Genomic DNA, 21,114 nt, shown 5'->3' on the forward strand with positions numbered 1-21,114 from the left:
TTTTGCCGTTAACGAAATGGGCAATGCGTTACGACGTTTTAAGCGGCGTCTTTCGTTGCTGATACGGCCCCTGTTTACCCACCCCTGAATGCAGTCGTTCATTAAGATACTCCTGAAAACGCTGTTGCTGCTGGTGCTGGCATTGGCGACGCTATGGGTATTGTTGCAGTTGCCGCCGGTACAGACGATGGTGGTGCAACGTGCGGCCAAATGGGCCACCGAGAAGCTGGGTATGGACGTGAGCATCGGGCGGGCGTCGATCAAGTGGTTTGATACGCTGACGCTCGAAGAGGTACAGGTACGTGATTACGAACACCGGCCCATGATCCGAATCGGGCGGCTCGAAGTTGACTATAACCTGCAAAACCTGCTCGATTCATCGGCGCACAACCTACACCTCGACGAGGCCGTACTCTACCGGCCCGACGTGCAACTGGTGTATAACCCGAAGACGGGTGACCTGAATCTCGACGAATTTATTGCGGCTATCGAGCGGTTGACGTCGGACCCCAAAGCGCCTCCGAGTGATGTCCACACGCCCTTTACCATCGGGCGGGTTACGCTGGTTGATGGGCAGTTTTCGCTCGACGATCCGAATGAGCCACGCATGAAGAACCCCGCCGATTTTGACTACAATCATTTTCGACTAACGGGGATTCAGGGAAAAGCGCGCAATTTTCTGGTGCTGGGCGATACCATTGCCATCGAAACGCAGGGGCTTCAGACGGTCGACAAACGGTCGGGGTTGCGGGTGAAAAAGCTGGATACGCGCTTTCTGTATTCGGCCAAGAAAATGGAATTCGCCAACCTGTATCTGGCGGTCAACAATTCGGTGATTCGCAACTACGTCTCTTTCCTATATAATAGGGCGGGCGATATGGGCGATTTCAACGAGAAAGTGGCCATCCGGGCGCAGTTCAAAAATAGCGTCGTGCAATCGGCCGATCTGGGTGCTTTTTCGGAGTATGTGCGTAGCCTGAACGAAACCTGGCGACTGACGGGTAGCCTGCGCGGGCGGGTAGTCGATCTGGCGCTGGTCGATACCGACCTGCGGTTTGGCGCGGGTGGCCGGAGCCGGCTGGTGGGGGATCTGGCGTTTGTGGGGCTGCCCGAAACCGACAAGAATCTGCGCGTCAATCTGCGCATTCGGCCGTCGCTGATTACAATGGCCGACATTCGGCAGTATTACCCCGACCCGGCGTTTAACCAGACGATGGGCAAGCTGGGGACGGTGGCCTTCAACACCAATTTCGCCGGTACGTTCAGCGATTTTACCATGAAGGGGCAGTTTAGTACGGCGCTGGGGCGGGTAGGGGGAGACCTGAAACTCAAACTGGCCGACGACCCCAACCAAACGACTTACGCTGCCGACCTGGTCGCCGATAATTTTCAGGTTGGCCAGTTGATTGATCAACCCGGGACCATACAGGCTGTAACGGGCCGGGGAAGACTGGTGGGCCACGGCACCGACCTGAGCCGGGCGGCCGCCGACGTCGACGGGCAGTTTGCCCGGTTGGGATTTGGCGGTTACGACTATAAAAATGTGGTGGTGCAGGGGAACTTGCAAAAGGCTTATTTCGACGGCCACGTGGCGTTGCGCGATCCGAATGCGAAGCTGGACCTCGACGGCGAGTTTGACCTGCGGGGCCCGAGAAACCGGTTCGATGTGCGGGGTACGTTGCAGGAAGCGAACCTGCGAGCCCTGGGCTTCACGCGTGATTCATTGGCGGTCAGTACCTATGTTCGGGCTGAGCTGGAAGGCAACACCATTGACCAACTGACCGGAACCGCCAACTTTCGGAACGCCACCCTAACGCTGAACCGCCGGAATCTGATTATCGATTCGTTGTCGGTCAGTTCGACCATCGAAGGGGCTGAAAATCGCTACCTGAACATCAATTCGGATTTTCTGACGGCCCGGTTGCAGGGTAACTACGCGCCCCAACGCACGATCGCCGATCTGCAAACGCTAGTCGACGAATACCGGCTTTATTTTACGGGCGATGCTGAAGGGCGTCAGGCGTATTACGCACAGAAGCAGCAGCGCTCATCGCGAACCAATCCGGCTCCGTATCATATCGATTACCTAACGTCTGTGCGGGATGCCCGCCCGTTGCTGGCCTTCCTGGGGTTGCCGGCGTATCTGGCGCCCGGCACCAAGCTGGTAGGGCGTTATAATGCCGACAATACGCAGTTTATCACGGCTAATCTGACGACGGATTCGCTGTATTACGGCGGCTACGGGTTTGGTGTAACGGACCTTGACCTCAACACGTCGAAGTTTACGAATAGCGAAGCCGTGCTGGCATCGGCCATCCTGAATTCGGAGCGCCAAAAGCTGGGTGGCCTGTTGCCCACCCAGGGGCTGGCTGTGGAAGCGTCGTGGGATGTCGACCATATTACCTTTACCAGTAGCGTACGGCAAACGGGCACAACCAATCAGGCCGATCTGAACGGGGAACTGGCGTTCAAAGGCGATGCCATTGACCTCACGTTCCGGCAGTCGAAACTGAAACTGCTGGATACTGACTGGACGCTGAACTCGGAAAGTCTGGTGCGGATGGTCGGTAATGAGTTTACGCTTCGGAACGTGACGGTATCGAACCAGAATCAGTTTGTGACGGCGTCGGGCAAAGTGTCGGCTGATTCGGCGCAACGGCTGCTGTTGCAGGCGCGTGATTTTCAGTTGAGCTCGCTCAATCCGGTGCTGAACACAAAACTCGGGGGGCTGCTCAACGGGACCGTCACGCTGCGTGATTTGTACCGTGCTGCCATTGTCGAGAGTCAGTTTAACGTGTCGGGATTGGCTTATGAAAATTCGATTATCGGTAATGTGCTGGGGCAGGGGGCCTACGATCCGGCGCAGGAACGGGTGAACATAGACGTGCGCCTGATTCGTGACCGCATCGACGTGCTGGCGCTCACAGGTACGTATACCCCGCAGCTGAAAACCAATTCGCTCAACTTAAGAGCGTTATTGAACAATACGGAACTGCGGCTGGTGGAGCCGTTTACCAAAGGGCTGTTCTCCAATTTTGCCGGCACCATAGCAGGTCAGGTCGATATCAAGGGAACGCCCAATGCCCCACTGCTGAGTGGTGCCATCGACGTGCAGCGCGGGCATGCTACGTTCGACTACCTGAAGGCTGATCTGTTTTTCGACAATAAAATCTATTTCGGCGAAAACGAGATCATCACGCGCCGCATGACGATCCGCGACGCCGACGGAAACACGGCGATTTTGCGGGGGGGCGTTTACCACGATAACTTCAAGTATTTCCAACTCGACTTTTCGGCTGATCTACAGCGGTTTAAAATACTGAACACGACCGCCAAAGATAACGACGTATTCTATGGGCAAGGGATCGTAACGGGTAACGCCAAAATATTCGGGCCGCTCAACAACCTGACGATCAATGCCGATGTACGAAGCGACAAGGGCACCCGTATTTATATTCCACTCGATGGCGCCGCGACCGTAGGGGAGCAGGATTACATTCAGTTCGTCAGCCGCCGCGCGCGTACCGACACGGTCAAAACGGCTCCCACGTCGGCAGTCGATGTGTCGGGGATCAAGATGGATTTTAAGTTCGATATTACGCCCGATGCGTATTGCGAAGTGCAGTTCGATAAGCAGGCGGGCGATATTATCCGCATGAACGGTGAAGGGCGGATTGCCATGCGGATCGACACGAAAGGCGATTTCACGATGACAGGTACGTATGGGATCACGCAAGGGGATTACACCTTCACGTTCCAGAACCTGATCAACAAAAAATTCCTGATTCGACCCAATAGCCGCCTCACCTGGACCGGCGACCCCTACGGCGCGATGCTTGACCTGACGGCGGCCTATACGCAATCAACGGCGTTAGGGGCTCTGTTGCCAGTTACTAACAGTAACGACGTATCGACCAACTCACCGGATCGGACGCGGCGTTATCCCGTTGACCTGCTGATCCGGCTGACAGGGTTGCTGACTAAGCCCGACATCAGCTTCGATTTGAACGTGAAAGAATACCCGGCCTCGTCGACGTTCCGGCAGGCGGTGACCGCGTTTGAAAACCGACTTCAGAGTAATGAACAGGAATTGAACCGGCAAGTCAGTAGCCTCCTGCTGTTCAACCAGTTGATCCCCGAAGGGTCAAATCTGTTCAACTCCGACGGGATTGGGAATGCCCTGGGCGAGATTGTCTCGAACCGGCTGAGCCAGTTGTTCTCCAATGTGGATGAAAAGTTGGACGTAGGTGTTTCGCTGGGTAACATCAACTCGCTGCTCGGTACCCCAACCGGCTCACAGCAGGCGGATAACCTGCTCAATAACCTGCAATTGCGCTTCTCGTACCGGCTCCTCAACGACCGGTTGCGCGTCAGCCGCGATGGCGGCTTTACCTATGGACAAAGCCAAGCAAGCGCTGCCAGCTTATTAGGTGAGTGGACCATCGAATACCTGATTTCGCCGGACGGCCGCCTGCGGGCCAAGGTCTATAACCGGAACCAGCAAAGTGCGCTGGTTCCGATTATCAACACCGCTACCTTGACGCCGAGTGGTGGGGTTAGCCTGCTGTATACCCGGTCGTTCAACCACCTGCTGGGTGCCCGTTCGCCCAAGCCCGGCATCGCGCCAGCCGAACCTGAACAGCCTGCGCCGCCCACCACGGGCACACAGCCGTTGGCTACGCCGCCATCGTCGGCCTCCATGGATCTGTCGGGCAATCAGTAAGGTTATTCCTTGTTTACCGTTACGCGTACGGTGTTGATGCGGGTTCCCTGCACCGATTCGACCACCAGCGTGTAGGGCGCTACCTCGAATACCTCACCGGCGTTGGGAATGTCTTCGTTGATCGACAGAATAAGCCCGCCTAAGGTATCGTAATCGCCTTCGGGCAGCGACCAGCCGTATTTTTCGTTCAAGTCGTCGATCTCGTGGCGAGCCGAGAGGCGGTAGGTACGTTCGTCGATCTGCTGTTCAGCCCAGTCTTCGTTGACGTCATATTCGTCCTGAATTTCGCCGAAAATCTGTTCAACAATATCCTCCACGGTGATCAGACCGGCGGTGCCGCCAAATTCATCGACCACCAGCGCCAGACTCTTTCGCTCGCTCAGAAAGCGCAGCAGCAGATCACGCGCGGCCATGGTTTCGGGCACCATCAGGATGGGCGAGAGTACGGCTTCGATCGAATGTGGATTGCCAAATAGCCCCAGTACGTGGCAATAGCCGATCACGTCATCAATGTTGTCGCGATACACCAGAATTTTAGAATGACCGCTTTGTTGAAACGCCAGCCTCAGGTTGTCGACGGTATCGTCGGCAGAGACAGCGGCGATTTCGGTGCGGGGGACGAGGCAATCACGTACCCGAACGTCGCGAAACTCGATGGCATTGTTAAAGATGCGGGCATCGACTTCCACCTCCTGTTCCGCTTCATTGGCATGAGTTGCGTTTGGGCGTTGGTTAAGCTGTTGCAGGTAGTTGTTCAGATCAGTGAGGCCAAACACGGGGCGCAGTTCGTCGATGTTGTGCCGGAGCACGTACCGGTTGAAGAGCCGCGCCATGCCCACCAGCACCTGCACAACGGGCGCAATGCCTTTGTAAATTACCCACAGCGGAACGGCCAGCTTTTCCAGAAATGCATCGGGATGGATCAGCGCCAGACTCTTGGGTACGTAATCCGCAAAGGGCAGGAAAATCAGCGTCAGAATCAGCGTTTCCAGCGCCAGCAGTGCCACGGGGCTGTCGAGGTGATCGGGCAGCGCGGCCTCCATTACGGGGTTCAATGCCGTTACGCCCAGCACCGCATACAACACCAAGAATAAGGTGTTGCCCGTCAGGGTGGTGCCAATAAACAGGATGGGATTTTTCAGGAAACCCGATACGAGTTTTTCGCTCAGCGGCCCCTGTTTGCTATGCAGATCGAAGTAAAGCCGGTTAACGGAGGTATAGGCCGTCTCGACGGCGGCAAAGAAACCCGTGGCCACCAGCGCCAGCAACGCACCAATCAGAAGCGAATATTCCATGTGTTATTGGCTAAAAACGATGCTGACGCGCAAGGGCTTGCGCGTCAGCATCGTTTCGGAAGTTAGTTCTTACCAGACTGTGGTTTTACCTTCTTGGTTGAATTGGCCTTCTTGCGGTCTTCGGCCATTTGCCTGATCGTGGGCGATACATCTTTGCTCGCCTGCCGGTCGCGTTGCCGGAAATACTGGAACGCGAAGAGGAAAATGAGCGCAAACAGCAGCAGATCGTAACTGCTCGAAAAGCCCACGCGCAATACTTCCAGCAGCCAGAGTAACAGCGCGCCGATGAAGGCACAGAGTAATAGGGTGTCGCGAAGTTTCATACAGATGAGGCCGAAGCGGTAACGTCGGCAGGGCTATACATGAGCAGCTTATTTAACAACCGAAACGGGGGCGTTGGTGTTACGCTTGCTCTTCTGCGTCTCCTTCTCATCTTTGTCGACCATCTTGCGGTTTTCGCGGTAACGCCGCCCGGCCGCCATCGTGAAGCCCACAACCAGCACCATCGTGCCAATCCAGAGCAGGTTGATGAGCGGTTTCTCCGACGCTTTCATCACGACATAATCGCGCTGGGTGCGGTTGGCGGCGAACGTAAATTTGCCCGTCTGCGGGTCGATGCTGTTCAGCGAGAGCCGGACGCCCAGTTCGTCGCTTGTTTCGGCGGGGTGCGCCACCATACCTTCCCGAATGATGAAGGCGGGCTGCATTAGTACCTCACGCTCTTTGTCGAGGATACGTACCTGTGCTTTCACCGCTGCATCGCCGGGACCGAGCGTCACGCCCTCCACTTCGTTAGTGCGGACGACGTTGTCCAAAATCGCCACGTAGTCGTTCAGGAAGAACGTGTCTTTCATGGCCACGGCATACGTTTCGGTCTTCGCCCACTGATTTTCGGCGTTCGGGTCAGGTACCGATGAGACGAAGGTGTAGAGATCACGACCAACGTTACGCTTGATGTCGGGGGAAGCCAACAAGCCCATCCGTTCATTGACCTGCGCGCGGGGATACAGCGAGAAGATCTTGCCGTTCGGGTCGCGGTACTCAATCTCGTAATAGGTGTTTTCGGGGTAAAGAGCGACCGTGTCACCTTTGGCGTGATATGCCTTGCCATTGAGCGTCAAATCCTGTTTGGCAACCCCGTGGAAGTCGCCGTCGATGACATCGACTGCCTTGCGGGGAACGTACCCAGGCATGTCGCGCACTTCCAGACGCTGTCCGCGGTAGGTGATCTGATAGTCGCCCATTCGTACGGGCTGATTGAGCCACAGCAGTACGTTCTCCTTGTTTTCGCGGTTATCGTTTTTGGTAAACTCTTCACTGCGCGAGATCATCAGGCCGCTGTTGTTCAGCGATACCACTTTCGAATAGCCCGACGAGAACAGAATCCCGATGAGCATCAGGGCCACGCCAATGTGCGAAACAGCCCCGCCCGACAGCCGGTAATTGCCCCGGACGATGCCCAGCAGGATCGACCCGTTGGCCATCACGGCAAACAGCGCCGTCGTCAGCAGCACCATGTAGACGGGATTCTTCACGCCACCCAGCACGATCATCGCCGCCGAGACCAGCAGAGTCAGAATCAAGGGGTTCATGAGGTTATTCATGCTGCCTTTGCCGGCTTTGCGCCACCACACGTATTGGCCCACGCCCGTCAGCACGGCGATCACGCTGAAAAACCAAATCTGAAACTTGTTATAGTGCGCCACCTGATCGGCCGGAAGGGCCAGGTTCGACGCTTTGCCGAACAGCTCGGCCACTTTATTGTAAACCGGAATCGACGTGGTCGATAGTACCTGAAAACCAGCCAGGCACAGCACCACCGCGCCCAGGAATAGCCAGAACTCTTTGGTATACACCGATACTTCCTGCTCATCGGCCGGTACGAGGTGCCATTTGGCAGCCACCAGCGCGATCGACAGGCCGACAAACACCAGCAGATAAACCAGCAATTGCCCCGACAGTCCCAGATCAGTAAACGAGTGCACCGACGCGTTGCCCAGGATACCCGACCGGGCCAGGAATGTTGAATAGATGATGAGCAGGAACTGCGCGATCGTCAGGATAATGGCGGTTTTCAGGCCGGTACTGCTCTTCTTGGCAATCAGCATGGTGTGCATGCCGGCTACCATAATCAGCCAAGGAACGTAGACGGCGTTCTCGACGGGGTCCCAGTTCCAGTAACCGCCGAAGTTCAGGGTTTCATAAGCCCAGTAGCCACCCATCAGAATGCCAACGCCCAACACAACGGCGCCAACCAGCATCCAGGGTAACGATGGACGTACCCAGCCCAATGGTTGGTTGCGCCACAAACCGGCGATGCAGTAAGCAAACGGGACCAGCGCCAACGCAAAACCCAGAAACAGGGTTGGCGGGTGAATCACCATCCAGTAATTCTGCAACAGCGGGTTCAGGCCTTTGCCGTCCTCCGGAATAAACGCCGGGTCCATGGTGTACACCGGCGCGTCGGGCATCGCTTCTTTCAGCAGCAGGAAAGGCGATGAGCCAATCTTCAAATCACCGAACACGACGCCCAGAATCATCGACGCCAGAAACGCCTGAACCAGCGCAAAGACGGTCAGCATGGGGCCTTCCCAGCGGCTACCGGCCGTGCGGGTCAGCACAATCCCGATCGTCGCATTCCAGAAAAGCCACAGCAGAAAGCTCCCTTCCTGACCTTCCCAAAAGCAGGAGATCATGAAATGCACTGGCAGGGCCAGCGACGAGTGGCTCCAGGCGTACTGGTACTCAAACCGGTGATTATAAATGATATAGAATAGACTGGCGACTACGCCCACAATGGCCAGGCCGTGCACGTAAAAGGCCAACCGGGCCAACTGCTTCCAGTTTGCTTCTTCGGCAGGCGTGTCGGCTGCCAACGTTGTTTTCAGGTATGCAAACGTGGCCACCAGCGCCGTCACAAACGACACGATCACAAACAAATGGCCCAGATTCCCTACGGATAAATCCATAAATCAGAGATTGTTCAATGTTCAAGGTCCAAGGTTCGAAGTGGCTCTACCAAAGCGCAGCCCTGAACGGTGAACGTTGAACTATAATATGATTACAGCTTCGCCGTTTTCGCTTCGTGCTCGGTCGTTTCCAGCTTGCCTTCCTGGTATTTCGATGGGCATTTGAGCAGAATTTTCTGCGCCTGGAACTGATCGTTCTGCATGGCACCAATTACCACAACCTGCTCCGAACGGTCGAAGTCGGCGGGTTTGGGGCTGTGGTAAACGCACTTTTGCACGCGGTTCTCATTGTCGACCAGCGTAAATTCAAAATGGTTGGGGTCAACTTGCGGCTGGTAGACCATACCCTCGGCTTTGCCATTGGCGTCCTTTTTCAGCTTACCAACCACGTGAACCTGATCGGCGTCGCCATCCTGCGCCAGCTCAATGGCTTTCCCGAACGTAACATATGTGCTGGCATCGCCGTAGGAGGTAACCACGATGCCGATCGCAATGGCGATCACTACGATACCGATGATGTGAGAGAGTTTCATAATAAACGGTAGAACGAATGAACTCAGCGGGTAGGCCGGTCTGCCGAGGTAGCCGACCGGTTGGTTAATGGACGTTTCTGGTCGTTTACCTCACGCTCCAGCTTGCCGATTTTGCTGTCGAGCCGAACCAGATAGATAACGATCCCTACGAACACAATGGCAATGACGGCCACAACGACCCATATTTTGCCATCGGCCCGGAGTTGGTCGGCCATCTCGACCGGCTGTTGAGCCATTACAGACTGGCTGCCCAGCAACAGGGTCAGCAACGGAAGAAAACGAAGCATTGATAAACGAGTCATTGGTCGATTGTCGGCAGCACGTTTGTATCCGCCACCAATGACGAATGCCTCATGCCTACGGACGAAAAGAAAACGGGCGGCCCGCCGCTACGGCCATACCCTATTTTCCAACAAAGATACGGCCCGTTTTATTCCTCTCTACTGATAGATTTAAACCTCTTCCATGATTACCCGCAGGCGGCGGTAACGTACCCGGAGTTGGGTAATCCAGACGCCCAGCAGCGTAAAGCCAATAATGGCCGGATAAAAGACCATCCGCATCTGATTATCCATGTCGTATTTGCCAAAAGCAGGGTTCCCGCCATTACCGGGGTGTAACGAATCGGTTTGGCGAGGCAGGATGAAAATGAGTGGAATGAAGACGCAAAACGCCAGAATGTTATAGACAGCGGAAATACGCGCCCGCCGTTGTTCGTCGTCAAAAGCGCCGCGCAGCACCAGATACGCCATATAAAGCAGCATGCTGACCGCCACACCGTTCAGTTTGGGGTCGTTAGGCCAGGGATCACCCCAGGTAAAGTTGGCCCACATGGAGCCGGTTGCGCACCCTAATAGCCCAAAGACGATGGCGGTATTGGCAAACTCGACCGAGAGTAGGTCGTCGTCCAGCTGGTTTTTCCGAAGAAACCGAACCGCAAAAAACAACGAGGCTAGCATAAGCGTGATCATGCCAAACCAGAGCGGCACGTGAAAGTAAACGTTGCGGATGCTCTCGTTCAGAACTGGTTGGCGGGGCGTTGGACCCAGCAACCCCCAGAAAAGCGTATACGTCAGAATCAGGACCGCCAGGCCCTTCCACCAGTTTTGTTTCATGGGTGTATGTGTCGAAGGTCTAATGTTCAAAGGTGTTTCCTGTTGGCGTCAGCTACATAGGCCAGTAAACCTCGAACGTTGAACGTAGTATTTAGCTCTTCCACAAAAACGGGAAGAGGAGGTAAGAAAGTGCCAGCACAATGGCGTCGATGGCCAGAATAGTCCGCAGTTCGTCGAAACTAACGGAGCGGTCTAGGCCATCCATCGCATTCTTTGACACATTTAAGAGCAAGAGTAAAAGCGGCAAAATCACGGGGAAGCTCAGAATCGCCATGAGCGTAGCCGCGTTTTCGGCTTTGGCCGCAATGCCCGCCACCAATGTCAGCGAGGCCGCAAAGCCAATAGCCCCCAGCAGCAGACTACCCACGTAGAGCCAGTGGTCTTCCACGGGGCTACCCAGCACAAAGGCGTATACACTATACCCCAACAGCGCCAGCGCCAGCATTAGCCCGGTGTTGTACACAATCTTGGCGACGATGATCTGCTGCGGACTGGCCAATGTATGGTAATAAAGCTGTCGGCCGGCCCGTTCCTGTACAAACGTCTTGGCAATGGCGTTAATCGCCGTGAACAACTGAATCAGCCAGAAGAGCGTGTTCCAGACAATGGGCGATAACTCACCCCGTTTGGCATTGAAACTTAAATAGCAGATGAATACGGCCCCGACGATGTACAGCAACATGCCGTTGAGCGCATACCGCTGCCGCCATTCGAGGCGAAATTCCTTTTCAATGAGTGTACCGATCTGCGCTAACGATTCCCGCATAGACCACAAAAGTACGGCAGAACGAGCAAGTATGCGTTACTTAGCCGGGCACTTCCAGATTAGAAAAAAGAAAGCGTCGGCCCATCTCTGCTGGTGTAGTTCTGGCAGGGCACACGACCGAATTGCTGACGATTTCAGGGGTATGCCGCTGACATCGTAGCCCCCCGCCCGATACACCCCCAACGTGACATTACCCGCCTATTCATGTCTTAACAGCGTTCGTTTGCCGGTAACCCAACTGTATGCTTGTTCACTCGTCACTTATTGCTTCACCCAGGAATGCTGCATTTCGCTCCAAGGCTGCTTTCTACGAGCTGTCGGTTGTGTTACCGTGCCTGAATGAAGCTGAAACGCTGGCAACCTGTCTGGACGACATCTGGACAGTGGCCGATGGGCACGAGATGGACCTCGAAATACTGGTGGTGGATAATGGCAGCACCGACGGGTCGGCTCAAATTGCCGAAGCCAGCGGTGCACGCGTGGTAAACGTGGCGCAGCGAGGCTACGGAAATGCCCTGATCGGAGGAATAAGCGCGGCGCGGGGACGCTACGTCATCACAATCGACGCAGACGGTTCTTACGATGTCAACGATATGCCCCGGTTGCTCGATCAGCTTCGGCTGGGCTACGATCTGGTTATCGGGAATCGATTTCTGGGTGGTATTCAGCGCCGGGCTATGTCGGTACTGGAGCGCTACCTGGGCAACCCGATCCTGTCCATTATTGGCCGGGTGCTGTTCAACGTAACCCTAGGCGATTTTCACTGCGGGTTGCGCGGTATCAACCGGCAGGCGGCACTACGCTGGCAACTCACCGAACCGGGTATGGAGTTTACCAGCGAACTGATTGTGAAGGCCGCGTTGCATAAGGCTCGCATGGCCGAAGTGCCCGTTTCACTGCGCCCCGACGGTCGGTCCCGGTCGCCGCACCTGCGCCCCTGGCGCGATGGCTGGCGGCACCTGAGCCTGATGCTCCGTTATTACCTGCACCCACCCATCCGCTGAGTAACATCTGGCTGGGTACGTTCACGTTCCGTTAGAAAAAGTTTTTGTCAAAAGTTTGCCCGAATGAGTTTCATTTGTTTACTTTGAATCACAAAGTACTTTCAGCACAATGTTGTATCCAGAGAAGTTTTTTGGAACACAGCAGTATCCCACCGTTTCGTCGTCACAGGGAGAGGGCCTTCGGGCACTCGCCTTGCTGACGGGAGCCTGCTTGGTTATGGCCTCGGCCCGTGGCGTCATCAGCCACAATTGGTGGTTCTTCGTCTGTTTGACCTGGAACCTGTTTTTAGCCTGGTTTCCGCTGGGCATCATGCTCATACACCGTGATCTGTTTGAGTCGGGGTTTCTGAAGCGGGGTACGTTGGCCAAACGCGTGACGCTGGTCTTCCTGGCCTTCTGGCTGCTGTTCATGCCCAACGCCCCTTACATCATCACCGACCTGTTTCATCTGCGTCAGGTGGGGGGCGAGTTAGTCTATTTCGACACGCTAATGATGTTTCTGGGGGCGTTGACAGGGCTGCTGGCTGGTTTGTACAGTACCTTGCTGGCGCATCGGGCGCTGCTGGGCATCACAGATCGGCTACCTTTGCAACCTCTGCTGGTGTGGGGGGCGATGCTGGGCTGTCAGGCACTGGCTGGCTTTGGGATCTACCTCGGCCGGTTCATCCGCTGGAACAGCTGGGATCTGGCCACCAACCCGATGCTGCTAACCCGAAGCCTGTGGGCCTCGCTCCACGATTCGCTGGCGCAGAAAGTATCGCTGACCTATGGCCTCGGGCTAATGGTCATCTACGTCGCTTTTTATATGTATGCTAATGCTCGACGTTCGTAAAGTATGGCGAAGCTTTCGGTATGCCGGTCAGGGTATCATCGATCTCTTTCGGTACGAAAACAACGCCAAAGTTCACTTGCTGGCGGCGGGCGTAGCCCTGGGGCTGGGTCTTTGGCTGGGCCTCACCAACCTTGAGTGGGCGCTGCTCACGATGCAGATTGGGCTGGTCTGGGCGGCCGAAGCGTTCAATACTGCCCTCGAAAAGCTAGCCGATCGCGTCACGACGGCGCACGACCCGCTGATTCGCGCCACCAAAGATTTAGCGTCCGGGGCCGTTCTGCTCGTGGCAATCATGGCGGTCGCGGTTGCCTTGTTTATCTTCGTGCCAAAACTGGCGCTACTGTACACGAATTGACCCCAACCAGCCTACGCATCGCTAAACGGCCCCTTATCGCTTTCCTACTCCCATGACAGAATCGCGCGAACATCTACAAACGCTGACCGAAATCAGGGGTCTGATGGAGCGGTCGACGAAATTTTTGTCGCTGAGCGGCCTGTCGGGCGTATCGGCGGGGCTGATTGCGCTGGCGGGTGGTATCGTAGCCTACCTGCGGCTGCGCACCAACTGGCTGACGGTTTTCGAATCGGAACAATACACGCAAAATGGTCGGGCTATCCTGAGCTACCGCGCCCTGTTTGAATTTCTGGCCTTCGACGCGATGGCCGTCCTGATCGGGTCGCTGCTGGCCGCCTGGTATTTTACCTCGCGCAAAGCCCGCCGACAAGGCCAAACCGTCTGGACGGCCGCCTCGCGACGACTCTTGTGGGCGTTGCTGGTGCCACTGGGTGTGGGCGGTCTGTTTTGCCTGGGCCTCGTCTATCACCGGCTGATCTGGCTGGTGTGCCCAACCATGTTGACCTTCTATGGTCTGACGCTCCTGAACGCCAGCCGGTATACCTATCGCGATCTGGAATACCTGGGTTTGTGCCAGATGGGGTTGGGGCTGATTTCGCTCTTCCTGACGGGCTACGGCCTGCTATTGTGGACGATTGGCTTTGGGGTGCTACACATTGTGTATGGTACGCTTATGTGGTACAAATATGACCGGCCCACGGCAGGGCATACTACTGCATGACGAACGATTTGCTGGCCCGATTTAATAAAGCCTTCGAAAGTAAGGCCCGCCTCAGCATCATGTCGGTGCTGATGGTTAATGACGCGGTCAGTTTTAACGAGTTGAAAGAACTGCTGGGCCTCACCGACGGTAATCTGGCCACACACCTGCGCGCACTGGAAGAGCAGGGCTACGTGCTAGTGCAGAAGCAGTTTGTGGGCCGGAAGCCCAATACAACGTACCTGGCTACCGAAGCCGGAAAGCAGGCATTCGCCGACCACCTCAACGCTCTGGAAGCCTTCATTCGGGGGGCAGTGTAAGCCAACAAGCAAAACATGGATAAAAAGTAAGCCACTGGCGACACCTGATCGTTTATAGGTCATACCTGTCTCGCTCGCCTCGCTTACTACCATGAAAGACCCCATTGTGCCGTTCGATCTGGAACGGATGTTCATCGATCAATTTCCGATAACGTACCTGGGCGAGGTCGCCCTCCGAACACTGATCATGTTCGTGATTCTGCTGGCGGCGCTGACCGTATCGGGCAAGCGCGAGGTACGGCAACTCTCGGTTTATGAACTGGTATTGCTGATCGGGCTGGGCTCGGCGGCGGGCGACCCCATGTTTTACCACGACGTGCCGCTGGGGGCCTCCATCGTCGTTTTTGTGGTCATGATGAGCGCCTACAAGTTCATTACTCGCCTCAGCGACCGCAACAAGGCGATCCGTGAACGTATAGAAGGCAAACCCGTCTACGTGATTCAGGATGGCTGCATACTGACCCAAAACTTCGACGATGAAGACCTAGGCCAGGACGAATTGTTCGTCGACCTGCGACAGGCCGGGCTGGAGCACCTTGGGCAGGTCCGGCTGGCCATATTGGAGCCCAATGGGTCGCTGAGTGTCTATCCGTATCCCGATGATGAGGTGCGTCCGGGGTTACCCGTGTTACCACACCTGCTCAAAGAGCAAAACCGCCTGGTCGAAACAACAGGTACGTATGCGTGTTCACACTGCGGACACACACAAATCAGGCACCCTGGTACAAACCAATCTGTACCTTGTCCGGTATGTAACCACGAGCAGTGGGTGAAAACAATTGGCCCTGTTGGCGCTTATACCGCTAAATAAGTTGATCCCTTTTGCCCCAATTTAATATACTAAATATGTCGCTGTATTCCGTTAGAAGCCCATATTGCGCCCTTTCGCCAAGGACAGATTTCTCCGTTCGGTCAAAAAGTTGAATCTGGCAATGAAGGGGTTGCTTGTGTCGGAGGCAGTCGCGAACTTAGAAAAACTAAACAAATTGGTTAATCAGACTACAAGCACCTAACTATGTTCAATTTTGATAATACAATGCCCGGCGCCTGGCCTGGCTTGCGCGAGATTCCCCCCAGTTTGTCGCCCATCAGCATGAACAAGACGTTGTACGTCGCTAAGTTCACCGATGAGCTACCTATGCAGCCCGAGGCCGTTCCCGAACTGGAATCGGTCGAGGATGTAATGGAACACTTCAAGCCGGAAGTAACCGTGATGCTGGAAGACGGCGACGGGCAGCAGATGGCCGAAACCTTCAAATTTTCCCGACTGGGCGATTTTACGCCGGAAGGCATCGTCGACCAAAGCCTGTATTTGCAGGAGCTGACCAATCAGATGAATGATCTACAGCGGATCAACCATCAGCTGCGGTCGAATCGGATGCTGCAATACGCGCTGCAAAACCAACAGGCAAAAAGTACCATGCTGGCGATGATTCAGCAGATGATCGATGAAATTGATCAGGCCGACTAACGCGAAACGATCAATCCACCCTGCTTCTTCCCCCCAACAACATGGCTGAACAGCGCACAAACCAACCGGCGGCCCAACAAGCTGCCGAACGCGAGGCTGCTACCTCACGGACGTTTACGCAAAATATTGCCGAGCTTCAACAGCTCAAATTCGGTGGTTTCAAACTGCTCGAAACCACGATCGAGGGCGCTGATAGCCTGAACCCGGAACGCCGCGCCAAACGGGAAATTTTCCTGAAAGAAAACGATCGGCGTCGCGACCGGCAGGCCCTGAAAAAACGCCTTGAACTCTGGAAAGAAATCCTCTCGACAGAAGGCGCCAGCGTAGCCGATATGGCCGAAACAACGCAACAGAAGTTCGATACCACGGAGGCGCTTTACAAGCAGAATATCAAAGAAGTCATCGAAAACAGCCGCGAACTGGAAGCGACCTATCGCGGGCTGGCGCTCTACTTCGCCAACTCGCACCAGAGTGGGTTCAAAGTTCGGAATGTGGTGTTTGTCAATGCAGGCCTGAGTCAGCTCGACCCGGCCAACGTGTACAACAACGACATGATCGATTTTATCCGCAACGAAGTGCATCAGGTCTACAACCGCTTCGATTTGCAGGAAAGCTACTCGCTCATGGTGATTCCCGGCTATCTGGGCAAGAAAACCGTAGTTGATGCCTGGGCCAAGATTGCCTCCGATCACAAGCTTATGCTCATCACCGACTATCGGAACATGGGCGACCTGAAAGATACCATCAAGGAATTCCAGCGTGAGCGGCTTTCACAGGACGTACCCCGGTTTGCCAACGTCATCATGACCGTGAACCACCTGGTCGGGCGGGGTAAATATGATGAGTTTGAGGAAGAAGAAGACCTGTATATCGACCCATCAACGGCCCTGGCGGGCAAGATGCACCAGAACCTGATTTCGCAGGTATCGGCCGGTTTGCAGTTTGGCGCCCTCGAAGAAGTCGACGGGGTTCGGATGGATCTGCTCAAAACCGAGGTAGGCGAACTGGAAGGGCTTGGGCTAGTACCCATGACCAAAGAGTTTGCCCGGATTATTCCGTTCTCGGGCAAAACGCTCTTCGCCGGTAACAACGTAGGTCTGAAAACCTACTCGGTTGTGCGGGTTTTCGACTGGTTGATGAAAGTCATGATGAACTTCCTCAACAAGCGGGCCATGGAAAACTGGAGCGGCAAGGTGGAAAAGCAACTGACCGACGAGATTGTGGCGTTCCTCGACCGTATCAAAGGACCCGGCAAGATCATCGACAAATTTGATCCGCCTAAATTCCGGCAAGACCCGATTCAGCCCGACCGTATTATCGTGGACTTGAACATCACTCCCTTCTTCCCGGCCAAAACATTTATTATCAACCTGACCGGCGAGCGCGGCCGAAACGAAGAGACGGGCCGTCGTAACGATTTCAAAGCCGAAGTTCGGTAAGTAATTCTCTTTTTGGGCAAAAGCAGGTAACGTATTCTGAGTACGTCTGCTATGCTTTTGCCCACACCTGCCCACGTTGCCTTTGTCTAGGAATACGTGCCGTTAACTAATTCAAATGACGGCTGTGTATGGCGCTCTTAGTAAATTTAGATTGCAAAATCGGTCATATAGCGGGAGCAATGACCAGCCGCATTCAGTTCTCATTTTAGTTTAGTTTGCTGGGCCTAACCTATTGGCAGGTCATCGTTACTAGTCAACACATGCGATACTCTGTGGCTGAATCAGAAACGGATTCGTAATGTTCAGACCAATCGAAAACGCTTATGGCTCAACAGGTTAAACCAGAAATTGTAATTGGGGGTACAACACTGGAGCATTTCACCCATTTGCAAATCGACCAGTCGCTTTTCACGCATCATACGTTTCAAATTGCCGTACCCTTTGAGGTACTGGAAAATAAGAATGACTTCTTTTTCAAGAAGTCGCACAGCTCGATGGTTGGCAAACCGGCCTCCATCAAGTTCAAGCCAATCTACAAAAATGTCTCTGCCGATTTTCAATTTGCGGGTATCGTAACGGAACTGACGCTGATTAATAACAGCGACATGACCAATAGCTTCCTCATCAAAGGGCACAGCCCGACGTTTCTGATGGAAGATGGCGTACAACGCCGGGCCTGGGTGGAGAAAGACCTGAGTACGATTGTAAATGATGTCTTGGGGGCTTACTCGTTCAACAAAGGTGTAAACGTCAATTTCAAGGATAAGATTGACTACAAGACGCAATACGACGAGAGTAACTGGGATTTTCTGCGGCGAGTGTGTCAGGAGTATGGCGAATGGTGCTATTACACAGGAAACAAGCTGATTGTGGGCGAAACGCCGCTCAAAGAAGAACCGTTTGTGGCGGATGGCGTACAGCATTTTTCGATGTCGGTAGGAGTGAAGCCCAATCAGATCGAGATGATGCACTACAACTACAAGAAGCACGAACGCTACAGCGGAAAAAGCAAGCCGTTGAGTGCGCTGGGTACGTTCGGTACGTTTGCCTACCAGACCTCATCGTCCCTGTTTGGTAATTCGTCGTTGTTATGGCCACTCCGCGATGCCCAATCTAAAGGCGATGTGGATTCAGCCGTCGACGCTATGAACAAAACCAATGCGACGGATATGGTGCGGTTCAACGGCCACGGCGAAAATCCGAATTTGGGCGTAGGTGTCGTAGTGAATGTAACGGCGCAAAAACTGGAGAAACCCAACGTATTCAAGCAGGAGAGCGGTGGCAAATACCGGATCAATCACATCACGCACACGGTGGATGAAGTCGGTAATTACGCCAACGATTTCGAGGCGGTTCCGTATTCGGCCGAGGCACCACCGCGCAACCCGTATGTGCATACACCCACGGCTCTGCCAGAAATTGCTACGGTAAAATTTAATAATGATCCGTTGCAATTGGGGCGCGTAAAAGTTGAGTTTCACTGGCCCAATCAATTAGTGGCCAAATCGAGTTGGATTCGGGTGGCTTTCCCCTATACGGGAAGTGATCGGGGTTCGTTGTTCATTCCGGAAGTAGACGATCAGGTGGTGATCAGCTACGAAGCCAATCACGTTGATTTCCCGATGGTTGTCGGAAGTATTTACCATAAAAGCCCGAGTACGAATTATTGGTTTCCCAACAACGAGCAGAAGATTATTCGCACGAAAGGCGGGAATAAAATTGTAATGAAAGATAAACCTGGCGAACAGGAATTTTTTATTACCAATGCCAATAACAAAAACGTGGGTTTGCACGTCTCATTCAAAGGCGATGGTAAAATTCAGATTTATGCCGAAAATGGCGAGATCGAAGTACGAGCGAAGAATATAAAAATGCACGCGAAAGAGAATATTGAATTGCAGGCAAAGAATATTCAAATGCAGGCTAGTCAGAATGCAAGCTTGAAATCAGGTAGTAGCACCGAGATAAACGGCACAACTACTGATGTGAAGGGTAGCACTGTGAATGTGAAAGGGTCGATTGTGAAAATTAATTAGCACCAATAGTAGTATCCGAATCATAAATTAAGTTTCAACCAAACCAATTTACAACTATGGCTGCATCAGCAGTTGCCGCATACTTTACCGCCGGTGGTGGCGAAGTAGAAGTCGTGCACCTCTCTTACGAGTTGTCGCGTTCGATTGATATGAAAGGCCGTCCCTCATCAGTAACGCAGGGCGGTGTAATTCACGTAGAGTTGGCCTCATCGGCGGAAGATACCGATCTGGCTAACTGGCTGGCTAACTCATACCTGGAGAAAGATGGCACGATCCGGTTCGTCGATCAGGATCAGGCTACGCTGAAGACCGTTGAGTTTAGCAAAGGCCGTTGCATTAAGTATGCTGAGCGTTTTGACAAGAAGCCTGCTCAGGAGACCACGGATCGTCCGGCGGCGACGTTCACGCTAACCATCTCGGCTGAGAAGATCACCTTCGCCGGCGCCGAGCACGATAATAACTGGTCAGACAAAGCATAAGCTTATCAGATTGTATCTGGTTCACCCGTCAGAATATGTTCCCCTGACGGGTGAATCGTTTTATCTAAAAAGAAGTCAACTGCTATTTATCTTATTGGGCTGTAAGTATATTTTGTGAACTATGTTTATAAAAAGAGCGGTAAGTCTTCACTGAATTTATATCCTCTCCGGATCGATTGGCCCTTCTGTATTGCCCTCCACTATGTCTGTGCCAACATCAACATCTGAAGCACTTCAGTTGTCAATACAAACCGTTCCGCGTTCATATCTGATCAGAACGGATACGGAAATGTATGTAGGAGATTTGTCGTATCACAATGTAAGTGAAGCCAGGTTACAGCTAGTTCGTCCAGAAAGCAGTCGGGTGGTAATGCGTAGCCTGTCGTATCGCCAGACAAACAATGAAGGTGAACATCAGAAAGAGGCGGCCTTGGCACAGCTCCGTCATACGCTCTCGCTAACACTCTGGCCTGATGGACGGATCAACTCCCTCGGTAATCAGCCCGAGTTATTGACCCGTTACAGGGCTATTCGTGCCAATTGGCGAAAACAGTATCCAACTGACAACGATTTTACGCCAGCTCATCTAGAATCTATAGAGCGTGTTTTTGCTGATCCTGATCACTTGATACGTACCATTAGTCAGGCACCTGAATTTGAACTGTTGCTACCTGCCATCTACGATCGCATCTACACCTATGATCAGCCGATTGCCGGGCCGCCGGCGATTATCACACCACTGACTGGATCGCTGACGATGCCTTTGCAGACCACCATTGTGCGCCGAAAGCCACAGTATCCTGACGTAGCGCTTGATTTGATGTTGACTGGACAGCTTGATAAAACGCTGTTTCCGTTTGACGACGCACGACGATGGCTACAGACATTGACAGGTGTTGTGGACATAGACCCTATGCCCTCTCTTCAGTATATATTGACGTTTGAATTCGACAAGCAGGGTAACCTGCTGTACGCTGGCCGGTTCGTGACCTGTATCTATGAAAACGTAGCCATGAGCAAAATGGTGACAACGGTTGGCCCAGATTCTCCCGTGTCATCTGCGACTAAACACTGAGC

At 53.9% G+C, this 21,114-nt stretch carries 19 protein-coding genes; 12 read left to right on the plus strand and 7 right to left on the minus strand.

Features of this window, described 5'->3' with window-relative positions; all coding sequences use genetic code 11:
* Nucleotides 1-88: 88 nt before the first annotated feature.
* On the plus strand, nucleotides 89-4,723 hold the full coding sequence (locus tag FAES_RS09530) for a translocation/assembly module TamB domain-containing protein (RefSeq protein ID WP_015330991.1): 4,635 nt from the start codon (nucleotides 89-91) through the stop codon (nucleotides 4,721-4,723).
* Nucleotides 4,724-4,725: 2 nt separating this feature from the next.
* Here the strand turns inward: FAES_RS09530 and FAES_RS09535 are convergent, their stop codons facing one another.
* The 7 genes from FAES_RS09535 to FAES_RS09565 form a co-directional block, all read right to left on the minus strand.
* Nucleotides 4,726-6,018 (minus strand): hemolysin family protein, encoded by a 1,293-nt coding sequence (locus tag FAES_RS09535; protein WP_015330992.1) that lies wholly within the window; start codon nucleotides 6,016-6,018, stop codon nucleotides 4,726-4,728.
* A 62-nt stretch (nucleotides 6,019-6,080) separates the two neighbouring features.
* Nucleotides 6,081-6,341, minus strand: a complete 261-nt coding sequence (locus FAES_RS09540) for a hypothetical protein (RefSeq protein WP_015330993.1) — start codon at nucleotides 6,339-6,341, stop codon at nucleotides 6,081-6,083.
* A gap of 48 nt (nucleotides 6,342-6,389) precedes the next feature.
* Nucleotides 6,390-8,987 (minus strand): cytochrome c biogenesis protein CcsA, encoded by a 2,598-nt coding sequence (gene ccsA / locus FAES_RS09545; RefSeq protein ID WP_015330994.1) that lies wholly within the window; start codon nucleotides 8,985-8,987, stop codon nucleotides 6,390-6,392.
* A gap of 92 nt (nucleotides 8,988-9,079) precedes the next feature.
* A complete protein-coding gene (locus tag FAES_RS09550) occupies nucleotides 9,080-9,520 on the minus strand; it encodes a cytochrome c maturation protein CcmE domain-containing protein (protein WP_015330995.1) in 441 nt (146 codons plus the stop codon).
* Nucleotides 9,521-9,543: 23 nt separating this feature from the next.
* A complete protein-coding gene (locus FAES_RS09555; RefSeq protein WP_310589916.1) occupies nucleotides 9,544-9,807 on the minus strand; it encodes a CcmD family protein in 264 nt (87 codons plus the stop codon).
* Nucleotides 9,808-9,972: 165 nt separating this feature from the next.
* A complete protein-coding gene (ccsA, locus tag FAES_RS09560) occupies nucleotides 9,973-10,635 on the minus strand; it encodes a cytochrome c biogenesis protein CcsA (protein WP_015330997.1) in 663 nt (220 codons plus the stop codon).
* Between the two features lie 91 nt (nucleotides 10,636-10,726).
* Nucleotides 10,727-11,401, minus strand: a complete 675-nt coding sequence (locus tag FAES_RS09565; RefSeq protein WP_015330998.1) for a heme exporter protein CcmB — start codon at nucleotides 11,399-11,401, stop codon at nucleotides 10,727-10,729.
* 242 nt (nucleotides 11,402-11,643) lie between these two features.
* Here FAES_RS09565 and FAES_RS09570 point away from each other — a divergent pair, with 242 nt between their 5' ends.
* The 11 genes from FAES_RS09570 (at nucleotide 11,644) to FAES_RS09620 (ending at nucleotide 21,112) form a co-directional block, all read left to right on the plus strand.
* Entirely contained in the window at nucleotides 11,644-12,405 is a 762-nt protein-coding gene (locus FAES_RS09570) for a glycosyltransferase family 2 protein (protein WP_015330999.1), read from the plus strand.
* Nucleotides 12,406-12,514: 109 nt separating this feature from the next.
* The gene (locus tag FAES_RS09575; protein ID WP_015331000.1) at nucleotides 12,515-13,237 is read left to right on the plus strand and encodes a DUF1361 domain-containing protein; all 723 of its coding nucleotides are present in this window, start codon (nucleotides 12,515-12,517) and stop codon (nucleotides 13,235-13,237) included.
* Complete coding sequence (locus FAES_RS09580) at nucleotides 13,221-13,592, plus strand: diacylglycerol kinase (protein ID WP_041257716.1); 372 nt, start codon at nucleotides 13,221-13,223, stop codon at nucleotides 13,590-13,592. Before FAES_RS09575 ends, FAES_RS09580 begins: the two co-directional genes overlap by 17 nt.
* A 52-nt stretch (nucleotides 13,593-13,644) precedes the next feature.
* A complete protein-coding gene (locus tag FAES_RS09585; protein WP_015331002.1) occupies nucleotides 13,645-14,313 on the plus strand; it encodes a hypothetical protein in 669 nt (222 codons plus the stop codon).
* Nucleotides 14,310-14,612: a winged helix-turn-helix domain-containing protein gene (locus tag FAES_RS09590; protein WP_015331003.1), complete on the plus strand. Its 303-nt coding sequence runs from the start codon at nucleotides 14,310-14,312 to the stop codon at nucleotides 14,610-14,612. Before FAES_RS09585 ends, FAES_RS09590 begins: the two co-directional genes overlap by 4 nt.
* A gap of 91 nt (nucleotides 14,613-14,703) precedes the next feature.
* A complete protein-coding gene (locus tag FAES_RS09595) occupies nucleotides 14,704-15,423 on the plus strand; it encodes a DUF421 domain-containing protein (RefSeq protein WP_015331004.1) in 720 nt (239 codons plus the stop codon).
* Between the two features lie 204 nt (nucleotides 15,424-15,627).
* Nucleotides 15,628-16,083: a type VI secretion system contractile sheath small subunit gene (locus FAES_RS09600; protein ID WP_015331005.1), complete on the plus strand. Its 456-nt coding sequence runs from the start codon at nucleotides 15,628-15,630 to the stop codon at nucleotides 16,081-16,083.
* A gap of 41 nt (nucleotides 16,084-16,124) precedes the next feature.
* Nucleotides 16,125-17,522 carry a hypothetical protein gene (locus tag FAES_RS09605; protein WP_015331006.1) on the plus strand — a complete coding sequence of 466 codons (1,398 nt, stop codon included), beginning with the start codon at nucleotides 16,125-16,127 and terminating at the stop codon, nucleotides 17,520-17,522.
* Nucleotides 17,523-17,845: 323 nt separating this feature from the next.
* Nucleotides 17,846-19,558: a type VI secretion system Vgr family protein gene (locus FAES_RS09610; RefSeq protein ID WP_015331007.1), complete on the plus strand. Its 1,713-nt coding sequence runs from the start codon at nucleotides 17,846-17,848 to the stop codon at nucleotides 19,556-19,558.
* Between the two features lie 56 nt (nucleotides 19,559-19,614).
* Nucleotides 19,615-20,037 (plus strand): type VI secretion system tube protein TssD, encoded by a 423-nt coding sequence (gene tssD, locus FAES_RS09615; protein ID WP_015331008.1) that lies wholly within the window; start codon nucleotides 19,615-19,617, stop codon nucleotides 20,035-20,037.
* Between the two features lie 202 nt (nucleotides 20,038-20,239).
* Nucleotides 20,240-21,112 carry a hypothetical protein gene (locus FAES_RS09620; protein WP_015331009.1) on the plus strand — a complete coding sequence of 291 codons (873 nt, stop codon included), beginning with the start codon at nucleotides 20,240-20,242 and terminating at the stop codon, nucleotides 21,110-21,112.
* Nucleotides 21,113-21,114 lie beyond the last annotated feature (2 nt).

This window comes from Fibrella aestuarina BUZ 2 (genome assembly GCF_000331105.1).
Lineage (GTDB): Bacteria > Bacteroidota > Bacteroidia > Cytophagales > Spirosomataceae > Fibrella > Fibrella aestuarina.